The 16098-nt window shown below is 72.7% G+C and carries 14 protein-coding genes; 5 read left to right on the forward strand and 9 right to left on the reverse strand.

The genetic code is table 11. The annotated features are described in order from the left end of the window. Nucleotides 1-91 precede the first annotated feature (91 nt). Together ACFY5B_RS33020 and ACFY5B_RS33025 are read right to left on the reverse strand one after the other, a co-directional pair. Nucleotides 92-604, reverse strand: coding sequence for an EamA/RhaT family transporter (locus tag ACFY5B_RS33020; protein WP_389976768.1), 513 nt, complete (start codon nt 602-604; stop codon nt 92-94). Nucleotides 605-646: 42 nt separating this feature from the next. Beyond that, a complete protein-coding gene (locus ACFY5B_RS33025) occupies nt 647-967 on the reverse strand; it encodes an SH3 domain-containing protein (RefSeq protein ID WP_389976771.1) in 321 nt (106 codons plus the stop codon). 181 nt (nt 968-1148) lie between these two features. Between ACFY5B_RS33025 and ACFY5B_RS33030 the strand changes: the two genes are divergently transcribed. Further along, nucleotides 1149-3329, forward strand: a complete 2181-nt coding sequence (locus ACFY5B_RS33030; protein ID WP_389976773.1) for a serine/threonine-protein kinase — start codon at nt 1149-1151, stop codon at nt 3327-3329. A gap of 80 nt (nt 3330-3409) precedes the next feature. Here ACFY5B_RS33030 and ilvD read toward each other — a convergent pair whose 3' ends face one another. From ilvD to ACFY5B_RS33050, 4 genes are all read right to left on the reverse strand, one after another. Then, on the reverse strand, nt 3410-5263 hold the full coding sequence (gene ilvD, locus ACFY5B_RS33035; protein WP_107460296.1) for a dihydroxy-acid dehydratase: 1854 nt from the start codon (nt 5261-5263) through the stop codon (nt 3410-3412). A 163-nt stretch (nt 5264-5426) separates the two neighbouring features. Next, nucleotides 5427-6059: a TetR family transcriptional regulator gene (locus tag ACFY5B_RS33040; protein WP_389976776.1), complete on the reverse strand. Its 633-nt coding sequence runs from the start codon at nt 6057-6059 to the stop codon at nt 5427-5429. Continuing rightward, a complete protein-coding gene (locus ACFY5B_RS33045) occupies nt 6056-6880 on the reverse strand; it encodes a sugar phosphate isomerase/epimerase (protein WP_062928387.1) in 825 nt (274 codons plus the stop codon). Before ACFY5B_RS33045 ends, ACFY5B_RS33040 begins: the two co-directional genes overlap by 4 nt. 81 nt (nt 6881-6961) lie before the next feature. Beyond that, nucleotides 6962-7894, reverse strand: coding sequence for a Ppx/GppA family phosphatase (locus tag ACFY5B_RS33050; RefSeq protein ID WP_389976780.1), 933 nt, complete (start codon nt 7892-7894; stop codon nt 6962-6964). Nucleotides 7895-7977: 83 nt separating this feature from the next. On the opposite strand from ACFY5B_RS33050, the gene ACFY5B_RS33055 reads away from it, so the two are divergent. Next, the gene (locus ACFY5B_RS33055; protein WP_389976783.1) at nt 7978-8796 is read left to right on the forward strand and encodes a hypothetical protein; all 819 of its coding nucleotides are present in this window, start codon (nt 7978-7980) and stop codon (nt 8794-8796) included. A gap of 8 nt (nt 8797-8804) precedes the next feature. Here the strand turns inward: ACFY5B_RS33055 and ACFY5B_RS33060 are convergent, their stop codons facing one another. Beyond that, nucleotides 8805-10529 carry a hypothetical protein gene (locus ACFY5B_RS33060; RefSeq protein WP_389976785.1) on the reverse strand — a complete coding sequence of 575 codons (1725 nt, stop codon included), beginning with the start codon at nt 10527-10529 and terminating at the stop codon, nt 8805-8807. A 197-nt stretch (nt 10530-10726) separates the two neighbouring features. Between ACFY5B_RS33060 and radA the strand changes: the two genes are divergently transcribed. Continuing rightward, the gene (radA, locus tag ACFY5B_RS33065) at nt 10727-12136 is read left to right on the forward strand and encodes a DNA repair protein RadA (protein WP_389976788.1); all 1410 of its coding nucleotides are present in this window, start codon (nt 10727-10729) and stop codon (nt 12134-12136) included. Nucleotides 12137-12216: 80 nt separating this feature from the next. Continuing rightward, entirely contained in the window at nt 12217-13341 is a 1125-nt protein-coding gene (gene disA, locus ACFY5B_RS33070) for a DNA integrity scanning diadenylate cyclase DisA (protein ID WP_104783374.1), read from the forward strand. A gap of 237 nt (nt 13342-13578) precedes the next feature. Here disA and ACFY5B_RS33075 read toward each other — a convergent pair whose 3' ends face one another. Then, nucleotides 13579-14445, reverse strand: a complete 867-nt coding sequence (locus tag ACFY5B_RS33075) for a hypothetical protein (protein WP_389976792.1) — start codon at nt 14443-14445, stop codon at nt 13579-13581. 175 nt (nt 14446-14620) lie between these two features. Between ACFY5B_RS33075 and ACFY5B_RS33080 the strand changes: the two genes are divergently transcribed. Then, nucleotides 14621-15274, forward strand: coding sequence for a phosphatase PAP2 family protein (locus tag ACFY5B_RS33080; protein WP_389976795.1), 654 nt, complete (start codon nt 14621-14623; stop codon nt 15272-15274). Nucleotides 15275-15460: 186 nt separating this feature from the next. Here the strand turns inward: ACFY5B_RS33080 and ACFY5B_RS33085 are convergent, their stop codons facing one another. Then, nucleotides 15461-16084, reverse strand: a complete 624-nt coding sequence (locus tag ACFY5B_RS33085; protein ID WP_389977082.1) for a response regulator — start codon at nt 16082-16084, stop codon at nt 15461-15463. Between the last annotated feature and the right edge of the window lie 14 nt (nt 16085-16098).

The raw sequence follows: 16098 nt of genomic DNA on the forward strand, positions 1-16098 counted from the left end.
CAGCCGAGCGTGGGGGAGTTGACAACCGACGACAACGCGGCAGATGTGCGTGCCACGCCCCGCGACGCCGGCATGATCCAAACGACAGGCCCTAGGCCCGGCGGCGGTTCTTCGGGTTGCCCGAGCGGCGTGTGGTGCGCTTCTCGTACTGCCTGCGGGCCTCTTCGTACTCCTCGCGGTGGAGCTTCTCGCCGGGTGCCTCGGTGAGGGAGCGAAAGAAGTACGCGAGGAGGGAGCCGACGAAGCCGACGGTCAGGAGGCCGCGCAGGGACGCCTGGCGCTCGGGGTCGGGACGGCGGGTGAAACCGTCCCAGGTGTGCCGGAAGGCCATCGCGCTGCAGATCGCGAACATCGCGACCATGAGGACCGTGACGAAGCCGCCGATCGCGGCGATCTGGAGGCCCTGGTAGGCGAGGCGGAGGACGAGGCAGGAGGCGGCGGCGGTGGCCAGGGAGCCGACGGTGACCGCGATACGACGGGGCGTGTAGCCGTTGTCGTGGTTCAGCCAGGTCGTGCCGAAGAAGCGCAGGGGCTCGGGGCGGGGACCGGAGGCCTCGGCCGTGGAGCCCGCGGCGGCGGCAGGGGTGCTGTCATCTGCACTCACGGGTCGATTATCACCCTTGCCGGGCCGCGGGCTCCTTGCGGGCTAGCCGCAGCGCGGGCGGACGTAGCCGTCGCTGCCGGTGTTCACATAGGCGTCCGCGACGTACTCGCCGTCGTCGATGTTGTCCCAGATGTTCGAGGTGCCGTAAGGACCCGCCACCGTGGTGCCGGGCCGCTGGCAGAAGATGGTGACCCTGGCTCCCTCGGGCAGGACGCGGACGATGCCGTAGCCGGTGCCCGGGCCGCTGCGGACGTTCAGACGGACGCCCGGGGCGACGGCGTACGACGGCAGGGCCGACGCCGCCATGGTGACGGCCTCTCCCTCGCCTCTGCCTTCGAGTTCCTCGACATGGTCGACGGACATGTGCTTCTCCCCCGTTGAACCCCATGGCTGTCATGGGGTGCCGTTGATTCCCCCGAGTCACGCCGTGAAACACGTGTGCGCAACTCGTGCGTGGAGGCTAGCAAGCCGCCTCTGTCCCGTACGAGTCTTCGACTAGGCTCCGTGCGTCGCGCGCGCGGACGAACAGCACGGGGGTGGTTCCATGGCGCCACAGCGGAACGCCGGAGCGGGCGCGGAAGCGGAACTTCCCGAATACGCCGGTCACTACCGCCTGGAGTCCCGGCTGGGCTCGGGCGGCATGGGTGTCGTGCATCTGGCCCGGAGCACCTCCGGAATGAAGCTCGCGGTGAAGGTCGTGCACGCCCAGTTCGCCGAGGACCCCGACTTCAGGGGGCGTTTCCGGCAGGAGGTGGCGGCGGCGCGGAAGGTGAGCGGCGCCTTCACGGCACCCGTCGTCGACGCCGACCCGGACAGCGAACGGCCGTGGATGGCCACGCTGTTCATCCCGGGTCCGACCTTGTCCGACCACGTCAAGCGGAACGGCCCCATGGAGCCGGCCCAACTGCGGCGTCTGATGGCGGGGTTGGCCGAGGCACTGCGTGACATCCATCGGGCCGGGGTCGTCCACCGGGATCTCAAACCGAGCAACGTCCTGCTCGCCGACGACGGACCCAAGGTCATCGACTTCGGTATCTCCCGGCCGGTGGACAGCGAACTGCGCACCGAGACCGGAAGGTTGATCGGCACGCCGCCCTTCATGGCACCCGAGCAGTTCCGGCGACCCCGCGAGGTGGGTCCCGCGGCCGACATCTTCGCGCTCGGGTCGGTGATGGTGCACGCGGCCACGGGGCAGGGGCCGTTCGACTCCGACAGCCCGTACATCGTCGCCTACCAGGTGGTGCACGACGAGCCCGACCTGACCGGTGTACCGGACGAGGTGGCACCGCTGGTGCTGCGGTGTCTCGCGAAGGAGCCGGAGGAGCGGCCGACGCCGGACGAGTTGATGCGGGAACTGCGGTCGGTGGCCGCCTCGTACGACACGCAGACGTTCATACCGGCTCAGCGGTCCTGGGACACCGAAGGTTCGAGGCCGCCCGCCGGGAGACCCGTCCGCGAGGTGGAAGCCGTCCGTGAGGTGGAAGCCGTCCGTGAGGTGGAAGCCGGTCGTGCGGGGCGAGCGGGTGATGCGGTGCAAGCCGGCCGTGGCAGGGGGCTGCGGCTCGGCAGGCGGGCGGCCCTCGGAGCGGGGGCGTTCGGCCTGGCCGTCGTCGGTGCCCTGGCCGCGCTCCCGTTGCTCGACGGTGCCGACGGCTCACCACAGCCCGCCTCCCCGCGGACCACGTCCGCCGCGTTCAGCGGGTGGCAGACCACACCGGCGGCCGGGGACAGCGCGCCCCTGTGCTCCGACGGGGCGGGACGGCTGCTCTGTGCCGCCTCCGGACTGGTCTTCGCCCTGGATCCGTCCGACGGGCACCTGCTGTGGCGGCACCCCGTCGGCAAGGGGCCCCGCAAGGAGCCGCCGGTGCTGGCGGGTGGGCTCGTACAACCCTCGACGGACCAGGGGCGTCGCCTGGAGGCGCTCGATCCGGCCTCCGGCGAGGTGCGCTGGCGGCGGGACCCACCCGAGGGCGGCAGTGCGGTGTACGCCGGCGGCATGCTTCTGGTCACGGGTGCCGACGGGAAGGTCACCGGTGTGGACGGCGCCTCGGGTGACGCGCGGTGGAGCCACCGGATCCCCGGCCATGAGGCGCCGTACTTCGACACGTTCAGCGGTGACCCGCTGGCGTACCTCGCCGGCGCGTCGGGGGACGGGAGGAGCACCCGGCTCACCGTGGTGGACCCGCAGACGGGCGATGTGCGGTCGGACGCCCGGCTCGACGGGACCCTGAAGCCCTTCGGCGCGACGGACGGATCGGTGTTCCTCCTGTCCGTCGACGCGGTGCACGGCGATGCTCGGGCCGTGGTCCGCTACACCCCGAAGACGGGTGAGACCCGACGGGTGCCCCTGGCCGTCCCCCTCCAGCAGGCCCAGGGCGCCGTGCGCGGGAACCTGGCCTATCTCATGGGAACCGGGGGATCGTTGGTGGCCGTGGATCTCGAGGCGCGCGAGCAGCTGTGGAATCTGGAGACGGGGGCGATGCGGGGGTCCACGCCGGTCGCCGGTGACCGGTACGTGTACGTGACGACGTCGGACGGGCGGTTGCTCGCCGTCGACGCGCGGCGCGGGAAGATCGCCGGACAGACGTCCCCCCGGCTGGGCGAGCGGTCGGACCGGATCCCGGCCGCGCTGCCCGAGCCCGTGGTCGTGGGCGACCGCGTCTACGGCAGTGCGCCGGACGGGACCGTCTTCGCCGTGAACGGGCGCGATCCGGCGGCCTGGTAGTCGGCGGGGCCGGTAGCCGGCGGGCATGCGCGAGGGCCGCCCCCCGGCAAGCGGGAGGCGGCCCTCGGTGCGAGCAGGGGTCAGCCCAGCTTCGACACGTCCCGCACCGCGCCCTTGTCCGCGCTGGTCGCCATCGCCGCGTAGGCCCGCAGCGCCGCCGAGACCTTGCGGTCGCGGTTCTTCGGGGCGTACACGCCGTTCAGCGCCTGCTCGCGGCGGGCCAGTTCGGCGTCGTCCACCAGCAGCTCGATGGAGCGGTTCGGGATGTCGATGCGGACGCGGTCGCCGTCCTCGACCAGGGCGATGGTGCCGCCCGCTGCCGCCTCGGGCGAGGCGTGGCCGATGGACAGGCCGGAGGTGCCGCCGGAGAAGCGGCCGTCCGTGACCAGCGCGCAGGTCTTGCCGAGGCCGCGGCCCTTGAGGTACGAGGTCGGGTAGAGCATCTCCTGCATGCCGGGGCCGCCCTTGGGGCCCTCGTAACGGATGACGACGACGTCGCCGTCCTTGACCTGCTGGGTGAGGATCTTCTGGACGGCCTCCTCCTGCGACTCGCAGACGACCGCAGGGCCCTCGAAGGTCCAGATGGACTCGTCGACGCCGGCCGTCTTCACGACGCAGCCGTCCACGGCCAGGTTGCCCTTGAGGACCGCGAGGCCGCCGTCCTTGGAGTAGGCGTGCTCGGCGGAGCGGATGCAGCCGCCCTCGGCGTCCTCGTCCAGGGCCTCCCAGCGCTCGGACTGGGAGAAGGCCTCGGCGGAGCGGACGCAGCCGGGGGCCGCGTGCCACAGCTCGACCGCCTCGGCGGACGGGGAGCCGCCGCGCACGTCCCAGGTCTTCAGCCAGTCGGCGAGGGACGGGCTGTGCACGGAGTGCACGTCCTCGTTGAGCAGGCCCGCGCGGTGCAGCTCGCCGAGCAGGGCGGGGATGCCGCCGGCGCGGTGCACGTCCTCCATGTAGTACGTGCGGTCCTTGGCGACGTTCGGGGCGACCTTGGCGAGGCACGGCACGCGGCGCGAGACCGCGTTGATCTCGTCCAGGCCGAAGGGGACGCCCGCCTCCTGGGCGGCGGCCAGCAGGTGCAGGATCGTGTTGGTCGAGCCGCCCATGGCGATGTCGAGCGCCATGGCGTTCTCGAAGGCCGCGAAGGACGCCACGCTGCGGGGCAGGACCGTCTCGTCGTCCTGCTCGTAATAGCGGCGGGTGATGTCCATGACCGTGTTGGCCGCGTTCACGTACAGCTGCTTGCGGGCCGTGTGGGTGGCGAGGACCGAGCCGTTGCCCGGGAGGGACAGGCCGATGGCCTCGGTCAGGCAGTTCATGGAGTTGGCGGTGAACATGCCGGAACAGGACCCGCAGGTCGGACAGGCGTTCTCCTCGATGCGGAGGATGTCCTCGTCCGAGATCTTGTCGTTCACGGCGTCGGAGATAGCGTCGACCAGGTCGAGGGTGCGGACCGTGCCGTCGACGAGGGTGGCGCGGCCGGACTCCATCGGGCCGCCGGAGACGAAGACCGTGGGGATGTTCAGCCGCAGGGCGGCGTTCAGCATGCCCGGGGTGATCTTGTCGCAGTTGGAGATGCAGATCAGGGCGTCGGCGCAGTGGGCCTCGACCATGTACTCCACGCTGTCCGCGATCAGGTCGCGGGAGGGCAGGGAGTAGAGCATGCCGCCGTGGCCCATGGCGATGCCGTCGTCGACGGCGATCGTGTTGAACTCGCGCGGGATGCCGCCGGCCGCGACGACCGCCTCGCTGACGATCCGGCCGACCGGCGCCAGGTGCGTGTGGCCGGGCACGAACTCGGTGAAGCTGTTGGCGACCGCGATGATCGGCTTGCGGCCGATGTCCGCACCCGGTACACCGGAGGCGCGCATAAGGGCGCGGGCGCCCGCCATGTTGCGGCCGTGGGTGACTGTGCGGGACCTCAGCTCGGGCATCGTCGCTCGCTCCTTCAGAGACGGCGTCAGAGAGTTCGGAGATTTCTGACTGCTACCGAGCGTACGCCGGTCATCCAGTGGGCGGGACGGAGTGTCCGAAATGCGGGACGGCTGTCTCGGACGACGGCACCCGCACGCCTTGCGGATCGGTCACCCGCACGCCTTACGGATCGGTCAGATGTCCCTGTACGACGGGTGCGAGCCGCGCGATGACCTGCTCCGGGTCCGCCGAGGCCAGCGGCTCGATCTTGAGGACGTACCGCATGATCGCGGTGCCGACGAGCTGGGCGGCGGCGAGCTCGGAGCGCAGCTCGGCGTCCGGCAGGTCCAGCTGGACGGCGATGCGGCGCAGCACCTGGGTGGCGACGATCCGCCGGAAGACGGCGGCCGCGGCCTCGTTGGTGAGGGCGGAGCGGACGATGGCGAGCAGGGGAGCGCGGGTCGCCGGGTTCTCCCAGACGCCGAAGAAGAAGCGGGCCAGGCGCTCCCCCACCCCGTCGAGCGGGCCCTCCTCGATGGCCTTCGGCGCCTGCAGGGCCGGTCCGAAGGACTGGGTGATCGCCGCCTCGAAGACCTGCTCCTTCGTCCCGAAGTAGTGGTGCACCAGCGCCGAGTCGACCCCGGCGGACTTGGCGATGCCGCGCACGGAGGTCTTCTCGTAGCCGCGCTCGGAGAACTCGTCGCGGGCGGCGGTCAGGATGCGGTCGCGGGTGTCCGCCGACTCCGTGCGCGGGGGGCGGCCGCGGCGGCGGGCGGTGGTGCCGGACGCGCTGTCGGCCGGGGGCCGTCCGGTCATCGCCGCGGCACCTTCACCGCCGAGGCCAGGTGCAGGCGGGTGAAGGCCAGGGCCTCCGCCAGGTCGGCCTCGCGCTCCGCGCTCGACATCGCGCGGCGGGTGTTGACCTCGATGACGACGTGCCCGTCGAAGCCGGTCAGGGCGAGCCGCTCCAGCACCTCGGCGCAGGGCTGGGTGCCGCGGCCGGGCACCAGGTGCTCGTCCTTGGCGGAGCCCCGGCCGTCGGCGAGGTGGACGTGGCCGAGCCGGTCCCCCATGCGGTCGACCATGTCGAGGGCGTCGGAGCGGGCCGTCGCGGTGTGGCTGAGATCGATCGTGAAGTGCCGGTAGTCGTCCTTGGTGACGTCCCAGTCGGGGGCGTACGCGAGCATCTCGCGGTCGCGGTAGCGCCAGGGGTACATGTTCTCGACGGCGAACCGTACGTCCGTCTCGTTCGCCATGCGCCAGATGCCGGAGACGAAGTCCCGGGCGTACTGACGCTGCCAGCGGAACGGGGGGTGGACGACGACCGTGCTCGCGTCGAGCTTCTCGGCCGCCGCACGGGCCCGCTGGAGCTTGGTCCACGGGTCGGTGGACCACACGCGCTGCGTGATGAGCAGGCACGGGGCGTGGACGGCGAGGATCGGGATCCGGTGGTAGTCGCTGAGTCTGCGCAGGGCCTCGATGTCCTGGCTGACCGGGTCGGTCCAGACCATGACCTCGACCCCGTCGTAGCCGAGGCGCGCGGCGATCTCGAAGGCCGTGGCCGTCGACTCCGGGTAGACCGAGGCCGTCGACAGGGCGACCTTCGCGTCCGGGATCTTCACGGCTGGCTCTGCCATGCAGGACAGATTACGGGGTGTGGTCGGGGTGGGGTGGGGGGCCTCTTGGCCGTTGTGGTGTTTGCCATAGCGTTCGGCCCCCTACACGGACTCCATGTGATCCAGGCGACGCAGGATCACGCCCTCGCGAAGCGCCCAGGGGCATATGTCGACGCGCTCCACGCCGAAGAGGTCCATCGCGGCCTCCGCCACCAGGGCGCCCGCCAGGAGCTGGCCGGCCCTGCCCTCCGAGACGCCCGGCAGCTCCGCGCGCTCCCGCTCCGTCATGGCGGCCAGCCGCGGGACCCAGCCCTCCAGGGACTCCCGCTTGAGCTCGCGCTGGACGTAGAGGCCCTCGGCGGAGCGGGCCGCGCCGGCGATGCGGGCCAGCTGCTTGAAGGTCTTCGAGGTGGCGACGACGTGGTCGGGGGTGCCGAAGCGGCTGAACTCGCCGACCGTGCGGGCGATCTCGGTGCGGACGTGGCGGCGCAGGGCGCGGACGTCCTCCGGGTCGGGCGGATCGCCGGGCAGCCAGCCGGCGGTGAGGCGCCCGGCGCCCAGCGGCAGCGAGGCGGCCGCGTCGGGCTCCTCGTCGATGCCGTAGGCGACTTCCAGGGAGCCGCCGCCGATGTCCAGCACCAGCAGCTTCCCGGCCGACCAGCCGAACCAGCGGCGGGCGGCGAGGAAGGTCAGGCGGGCCTCCTCGGAACCGGTGAGGACCTGGAGCTCGACGCCGGTCTCGGTGCGCACGCGGTCGAGGACGTCGTCGGCGTTGCGGGCCTCCCGTACGGCGGAGGTCGCGAACGGGAGGACCTCTTCGACGCCCTTGTCCTCGGCGGCCTGGAGCGCCTCCTTGACGACCGAGACCAGCCGGTCGACGCCGTGGGGGCCGATCGCGCCGTCGTCGTCGAGGAGCTGGGCGAGGCGCAGTTCCGCCTTGTGCGAGTGCGCGGGCAGCGGGCACGCGCCGGGGTGCGCGTCCACCACGAGCAGATGCACCGTGTTCGATCCCACGTCGAGGACACCGAGTCTCATGTACGGAACGCTACTGCCCTGTGTGTCGTCCGCCGTCCTCGGCGGGGGTACAAGGCCCGTACCGTGGCCCGTACCCTGGACTCGTGCCAAAGACGAAAAAGGCGAAGCGCGACAAATCACCGGCCGTCGTGGACTCCGACGAAAAGGGCCTCGACTTCGCTCGCGCGTGGGTGGAGTTTCCTGATCCGGCGGACGACGAGCAGGTCTTCCGCTGCGATCTGACATGGCTGACCTCTCGCTGGAACTGCATCTTCGGCAGCGGCTGCCAGGGCATCCAGGCGGGCCGCGCGGACGACGGGTGCTGCACGTTGGGTGCCCACTTCTCCGACGAGGACGACGAGAAGCGCGTCGCCGAGCATGTGGCCAGGCTCACGCCGGACATCTGGCAGCACCATGCCGAGGGCACGCGGAACGGCTGGGTCTCCGAGGACGAGGACGGCGAGCGCCAGACGCGGCCCTTCCAGGGCTCGTGCATCTTCCAGAACCGGCCCGGCTTCGAGGGCGGCATGGGCTGCTCGCTGCACATCCTCGCCCTCAAGGAGGGCCGCGAGCCGCTGGAGACCAAGCCGGACGTGTGCTGGCAGCTGCCGGTGCGGCGGACGTACGAGTGGATCGACCGGCCCGACGACACGCGCGTGCTGCAGGTGTCGATCGGTGAGTACGACCGGCGCGGCTGGGGCCCGGGCGGCCACGACCTGCACTGGTGGTGCACGTCGGCGACCTCGGCGCACGGCGCGGGCGATCCCGTCTACATCTCCTACCGGCCCGAGCTGATCGAGCTGATGGGCAAGGCCGGCTACGACCGGCTGGTCGAGCTGTGCGAGGAGCGGCTGGCCTCGCAGCTGCCGCTGCTGGCACCGCATCCGGCGGATCCCGCGCACCCGGCGAGCCCTGGGGCCTGAGCGGTCGGCTACGACGTGACCGGGCTCGGGTCGCCGCTGTCCGATGGCGGTGGCGTCGAGTCCGCCGGGTCGGTGGGGCCCGGGTCCGTCGGGGTGGGTGTGGGGTCCGGGTCGGTCGACGGGGGCGGGGTGGTCGGCGTCGGGTCGGGGGCCGGGGCGGAGGTCGTGGGCGTCGGGTCGGGGTGGGTCGGCACCGGGTCGCCCGGATCGCTGGGGCGTGGGTCCGGGCCGGGAGGAGTGGGCGCGGTGCCGTAGCCGTCGATGTGGACGACGGCGCCCATCGGTGCCACCGCCACCTGCGCGTGCCAGGGGCCGGCGGGCTCCCGCAGGTGGTCGACGTACACCTTGATCGTCAACGACTCGCCGGGCCGGAGCGTTCCCGAGGACTGGCTGAGGTAGAGCCAGGGGGCTCCCGTGGACGCCGACCAGCGGACCGGGGCCGGGCCGCTCGCGGTCAGGGTGATCAGGGTGGTGTCGCCGCTGTTGTCGGCGGTGACCTCCAGGGCGCTCTCGCGTCCCGCGCCGGCGACGCCGATCACCTCGACGGAGACGTCGGCCTTGCCGTCCTTGCCGAAGCGGGGGCCGGGACGCGTGCTCGCGTTGCCCGTGTTCTCGTAGCCGCCGCCCGCCATCTCGCCGTCCAGGCCGAACGGGTCGTCCACCTCCAGCGCGGAGGCCGAGCGGCCGTCCTGGCCCTCGCCGACCGGGGTGCCCCGGTAGGCGGCCCACAGGGCCAGCACGGGGGCGGCCACGACGGTGGCGACGACGGTCGTGGTGACGGCACGCGCGCGGAGGCGGTCGCGCCGGGCGGCGTGGTCCTTGGGATCCATCGGGAAGCCCCGCCGGTCGAAGCGGGGAGCGGCGTTCCGCGCACGCGGGTGGTGGGCCATGGCGATGTGCACGGCCGCGCGCGGCGCCGGCAGGACGGGCAGTTCGGCGGGCGTGACGCTGGTGCCGGGCCAGCGGCCGGGGATGGCGCGCTCGGCGGTGCGACGGCAGCGGGGGCAGTCGTCGACGTGCCGCACGAGTTCGCGGCGCAGGGCAGTGCCGAGCACGAGCCGGTCGTCGCCGACGAGGTGCGCGACGCTCGGACACGCCCCGGTCTCCACCACGGCGAGCGCAGCACGCGTGCGTTCCACCTCGCACGCGGCGGACGCGAGCAGATCGCGGGCGGCGGCCAGGTCCATGCCGAGGACGGCGGCGACCTCGTGGGCGGCGAGGTGGTGGCGCACGGCCAGCTCGAGCGCCTCGCGCTGCTCCGGGGTGGTGCCGGCGGCCTCCGGCCAGGCCAGCAGGGCCAGTTCGCTTCGGCGCCGCTCCTGGACCTCCTCGGAGGGGACCGGGGCGGCCGGACGGTCGGCGCGCTGCCGGTCGGTGCGGCCCGCCGCGTGACTGCTCAGACGTTTCTGCTTGGCCTCGGCCAGCTTGCGCAGGCACGCCCAGCGGGCCAGCGCGTACAGCCAGGCCCTGCGGTCCCCGGGTGCCTCGGGGGCCTGCCGGCCGCGGCGTTCGGCGAGTGCGAGGACGTCGCCCAGGGCGGTGGTCGCGGCCTCGTGGTCGCACAGCACCGACAGGCAGTAGGTGAACAGGCCGTCCAGGTACGGCTCGTAGCGCGCGGGCGGCCGCTGCGCCAGCGTGCGCGCCGCCCCGCGGTCACGCGCTTCCCGGTGCGCCCGGTGTGCACCGGCCGTGCGGGTCGAGCGGGTCGAGATCTCCGGAGTACTGCTCATCATTCGGCGACCGTAGGGGGCCGGGAGTGGCACCTTCAGGCGGCTTGAGCACATTTAATCCGTACGGGTGAAACGATCCCTCAATCGGGGACATGAACCAGGCGTTCCGCCGCTGGCGCGGGGTGGCGGACCCCTGGCGCGCAGGTGGCCGCCACCGGCCGGTCCCCGCGATGTCAGTGCCTGCGGCTACGGTTCCGTCCATGGCTGCCCGTACGAAGACCACCAAGGACCGCCCGTCCTACCGCTGCACGGAGTGCGGCTGGCAGACGGCGAAGTGGCTCGGCCGCTGCCCCGAGTGCCAGGCCTGGGGGACGGTCGAGGAGTACGGCGCGCCCGCGGTACGGACGACGGCACCGGGCCGGGTCACCACCTCCGCCCTGCCCATCGGCCAGGTGGACGGCCGCCAGGCCACCGCCCGCCCCACCGGCGTGCCCGAGCTGGACCGCGTGCTCGGCGGCGGCCTGGTCCCCGGCGCGGTCGTGCTGGTCGCGGGCGAGCCGGGCGTCGGCAAGTCGACGCTGCTGCTCGACGTCGCGGCCAAGTCCGCGAGCGACGAGCACCGCACGCTGTACGTCACGGGCGAGGAGTCGGCGAGCCAGGTCCGGCTGCGCGCCGACCGCATCGGCGCCATCGACGACCACCTGTACCTCGCGGCCGAGACGGATCTGGCCGCGGTGCTGGGCCACTTGGACGCGGTGAAGCCGTCCCTGCTGATCATGGACTCGGTGCAGACGGTGGCCTCTCCCGAGATCGACGGCGCCCCCGGTGGCATGGCCCAGGTGCGGGAGGTCGCCGGCGCCCTCATCCGGGCCTCCAAGGAGCGCGGCATGTCCACCCTGCTGGTGGGCCACGTCACCAAGGACGGCGCGATCGCGGGCCCGCGCCTGCTGGAGCACCTCGTGGACGTCGTCCTGTCCTTCGAGGGCGACCGGCACGCCCGCCTGCGTCTCGTGCGCGGCGTCAAGAACCGTTACGGCACCACCGACGAGGTCGGCTGCTTCGAGCTGCACGACGAGGGCATCACGGGCCTCGCCGACCCGAGCGGGCTCTTCCTGACCCGCCGGGCCGAACCCGTCCCGGGCACCTGCCTGACCGTCACCCTGGAGGGACGCCGCCCGCTGGTCGCCGAGGTCCAGGCGCTCACGGTCGACTCGCAGATCCCCTCCCCGCGCCGCACCACCTCGGGCCTGGAGACCTCCCGCGTCTCGATGATGCTCGCGGTGCTGGAACAGCGCGGGCGGATCAGCGCCTTGGGCAAAAGGGACATCTACTCCGCGACGGTCGGCGGGGTGAAGCTGTCGGAGCCGGCCGCGGACCTGGCCGTCGCCCTCGCCCTGGCGAGCGCCGCGAGTGACACACCTCTCCCGAAGAACCTCGTCGCGATCGGCGAAGTGGGCCTCGCGGGCGAGGTGAGACGCGTCACGGGCGTGCAGCGCAGACTGGCGGAAGCCCACCGTCTGGGCTTCACACATGCCCTGGTACCGGCCGATCCGGGCAAGGTCCCGCAGGGCATGAAGGTCCTGGAAGTCGCGGACATAGGGGACGCCCTGCGGGTCCTCCCGCGCTCCCGTCGCCGAGAGGCCCCACAGGACGAGGAGGGTCGCCGGTAGACTTTGCCCTGGTCTCGCCCGTCCGTGCGAACCGAGCGCGCGACACGGGGGCGCCCAGAACCTGCGACCGGAGGAGTGCAGTGGCAGCCAACGACCGGGCATCGGCTCCCGGAAAGTCCGGCGGGAGTGCCGGTACCGATGGCCTGATGCGCGCCTCCCTGAGCGCCGTGGCACCCGGCACCGCCCTGCGTGACGGCCTGGAGCGGGTGCTCCGCGGCAACACCGGCGGGCTCATCGTGCTCGGCTCCGACAAGACGGTCGAGGCGCTGTGCAGCGGCGGTTTCGTCCTGGACGTCGAGTTCACCGCGACCCGTCTGCGCGAGCTGTGCAAGCTGGACGGGGGCATCGTGCTGTCCTCGGACCTGTCGAAGATCCTGCGCGCCGGCGTGCAGCTGGTCCCGGACCCGACGATCCCCACCGAGGAGACGGGTACCCGGCACCGCACCGCCGACCGCGTCAGCAAGCAGGTCGGCTTCCCGGTGGTCTCCGTCTCCCAGTCGATGCGGCTGATCGCCCTGTACGTCGACGGCCAGCGCCGCGTCCTGGAGGACTCGGCGGCGATCCTGTCCCGCGCCAACCAGGCCCTCGCGACCCTGGAGCGCTACAAGCTCCGCCTCGACGAGGTCGCGGGCACACTGTCGGCGCTGGAGATCGAGGACCTGGTGACCGTCCGGGACGTCTCGGCGGTCGCCCAGCGCCTGGAGATGGTCCGCCGCATCGCCACGGAGATCGCCGAGTACGTGGTGGAGCTGGGCACGGACGGCCGGCTGCTGGCCCTCCAGCTCGACGAGTTGATCGCGGGCGTGGAGCCCGAGCGCGAGCTGGTCGTGCGGGACTACGTCCCCGAGCCCACGGCCAAGCGCTCCCGCACGGTCGACGAAGCCCTCGCCGAACTCGACGCCCTCAGCCACGCCGAGCTTCTCGAACTGTCCACGGTGGCCCGGGCGTTGGGCTACACCGGCGCGCCCGAGACGCTGGACTCGGCGGTCTCCCCGCGCGGTTTCCGCCTGCTGGCCAAGGTGCCCCGGCTCCCCGGCGCGATCATCGACCGCCTGGTCGAGCACTTCGGCGGGCTGCAGAAGCTGCTCGCCGCGAGCGTCGACGACCTGCAGACGGTGGACGGCGTGGGCGAGGCCCGGGCGCGCAGTGTCCGCGAGGGCCTGTCGCGCCTGGCGGAGTCGTCGATCCTGGAGCGGTACGTCTAGGACGCGCAGAAACCTTGAGCAACGGCTGAGGGCGGTACCCGGCAAGGGGTACCGCCCTCGGATGTTTCCGCCGGCGTCTCTTCTGCTCGGCCTCGTTGCCGGCCTCCGTCCCGGCCTCCGTCCCGGCCTTCTTGCCGGCCTCCGTCCCGGCCTTTGTCCCGGCCTTCTTGCCGGCCTCTGTCCCGGCCTTTGTCCCGGCCTTCTTGCCGGCCTCTGTCCCGGCCTCTGCGACGGGACCTAGTCGGCCGAGAGCACGAACGACGTCTGGACCTTCGTGAAGCCCGGGGCCTTGGCTTCCACCAGGTACGTGCCCGCCCCGGCCGAGCCCGCGGGAGGTGTGGCGCACTCGGGAGCGCTCGGCTTGCGGTCCCACTTCACGGTGTAGGTGATGCCGCTGCCGGCGGCGACCCGGTACAGCTGGTGCGCGGCGGCCTTGGGGCAGTCCTCGGAAGACCAGTAGTCGTCGTCGCTGCTCGCCTGGGCGATGGTGAACACCGCGTTCTTCGGCCCGAGATCGATCTTGCAGTCGCTGCCGGAGACGTTCCGTGCGGTCAGCAGGAACGTGGGCGTCTGCTCGGGGTCGTAGGTGTTGTGCCGGCTGCGCAGGCTCAACTTGACCGCGCTCGCGGTGCAGTTGGGGAGGGTGGAGCCGGACGGCAGGGTGTCGCCCGCGCCGACGCCGCCCGCGGTGGCGCCGCTCCCCGAGCCGCCGTCGCCGCCCGCCCCCTCGGAGCCGCCGGAGCCGGAACCGTCGCCGGAGCCGGAACCGTCTCCCGACCCGCTCCCCGAGTCGTCACCGGAGCCGCCGCCCGAGCCGCCGCCGGAGCCGGACGACGAGCCGCCGGAACCGCCGCCGCCCGACTCGTCGCGTCCGCCGGGGGCTTGGCTGATGGCCGGACCCGAACTCGACGGCCCGGGGGTGATGGAGGGCGCGGGATTCTCGCCGTTGGCGCCGTTGTCGCTGTCTTTGCCGCCACCGCCGCCCATCATCACGATCCAGGTGGTCAGCAGCGCCAACACGGCGACCACAGACACCAGTACGACCCTCCGACGCCAATAGATGGAGGAGGGAAGCGGCCCGACCGGATTGCGCAGAGATCCCACGGCCCAAACCTTACGAGAGATCGGCTCGTCAACCCGTCCCACCCGCCGCTCGGAGCGACAACTTTTCCGGATCATCATTCCGGAAGTCACGTTCCCACCCCCGTCTTTCGTCAGGTGCGCAGCATGACGATCGCTGGGTGTGACGGAACAGGCCCTTCGCCTACCGTCCGTGACCATGACCTTCGAGGACGAGACGCTCTACCGCGACATCACCGACTTCGCCCACACCACCCCGTTGTGGGTACAACACGGAGCCAGGACATGGACGGAGGCCGGACTGCTCGTCTTCGTCGCGCTGTTCGCCGTCGGCTGGTGGCGCGCTCGCCGCGACGGTCCCCACGCCTTCGCGACAGCGGTCCTCGCACCTCTGGCCACTGCGGTGGCGTACGTGTGCAGCGAGGTCCTCAAGTCCGTTGTCACGGAGGAACGTCCGTGCCGGGCGGTGGCCGACGCCGCCGTGTCGCTGGCCGGATGTCCCCCGCACGGCGACTGGTCCTTCCCGTCCAACCACGCCACGATCGCCGGTGCTTCGGCGGTCGCCCTGGCCCTGGTCCGGCGTGCGCTGCTGTGGCTGACCGCCCCGCTCGCCCTGCTCATGGCCCTCTCCAGGGTCTTCGTCGGCGTGCACTACCCGCACGACGTCCTGGCGGGCCTGGGGCTCGGCGCACTCGTCGCCCTGGTCGCCGTACGAGTGGGCGCCGAGCCGATGACGCGGCTGACCGGGGCACTGCGCACCTCGTCGGCACCGGCGGTGCGGTGGGTGCTGGGTCCGGGCCCGGACCCGGACCCGGCGCCCGTCCCGTCGTACGAGACGGCCGCGCGCCGGTGAGCCGGGACGCACGGCGCACGGCCGGGCCGGGACGCACGTGCGCCGCACAGCCACTCCGCACGCGCGCCGTCGAGCCACGGCCGTGCGCGCGTCGGCCGACGGTGCGCGCGTCGGCCGGCGGTGCGCGCCCGCGCCGCCGGCCGGTCGTTCGTCCCCCACCGAAGGGCACCGCGAGCCCACGGTCGCTTACGGCTCCACCAGCCCCGCCTCGTACGCCACGATCGCCGCCTGCACGCGGTTGCGTACGTCCAGCCGGTCCAGGACCGCACTGACGTAGGCCTTCACCGTGCCCTCGACCAGGTGCAGCCGGGCGGCGATCTCCGGGTTGGACAGGCCTGCGCCGACCAGGCCGAGCACCTCGCGCTCACGGGGGCTCAGGACCGCCACCCGCGCGCGTGCCCGGGCCTCGCGGGTGAGGCGCCCGCCGCCGAGGCCCTCGTCGATGACGTACCGGGCCACCTTGGGCGAGAGGAACGCGGCGCCGGCGGCCACCGCCCGCACGCCGGCGACGAGTTCGTACGGATCCCCGGACTTCAGCAGGAAGCCGGTGGCGCCACCGCCGAGGGCGCGGGTCACGTAGGCGCCCTCGGAGAAGGTGGTGAGCATCGCGACGGCCGTGCCGGGCACGGACCGCACGATCTCCTCCGCCGCCCCGAGCCCGTCCAGGCGGGGCATGCGGATGTCCAGCAGGGCAACGTCCGGGCGGTGCGCGCGGGCCAGCTCGACGGCCTCGCGCCCGTCGCCCGCCTCGGCGACGACCTCCGTCCCTCCGCCACTGCCCAGGATGGCGCGCACCCCGGCGCGGACCATCGCCTCGTCGTCGG

Origin of the sequence: Streptomyces sp. NPDC013187 (genome assembly GCF_042899705.1) — a bacterium.
GTDB classification, from domain to species: domain Bacteria; phylum Actinomycetota; class Actinomycetes; order Streptomycetales; family Streptomycetaceae; genus Streptomyces; species Streptomyces hawaiiensis_A.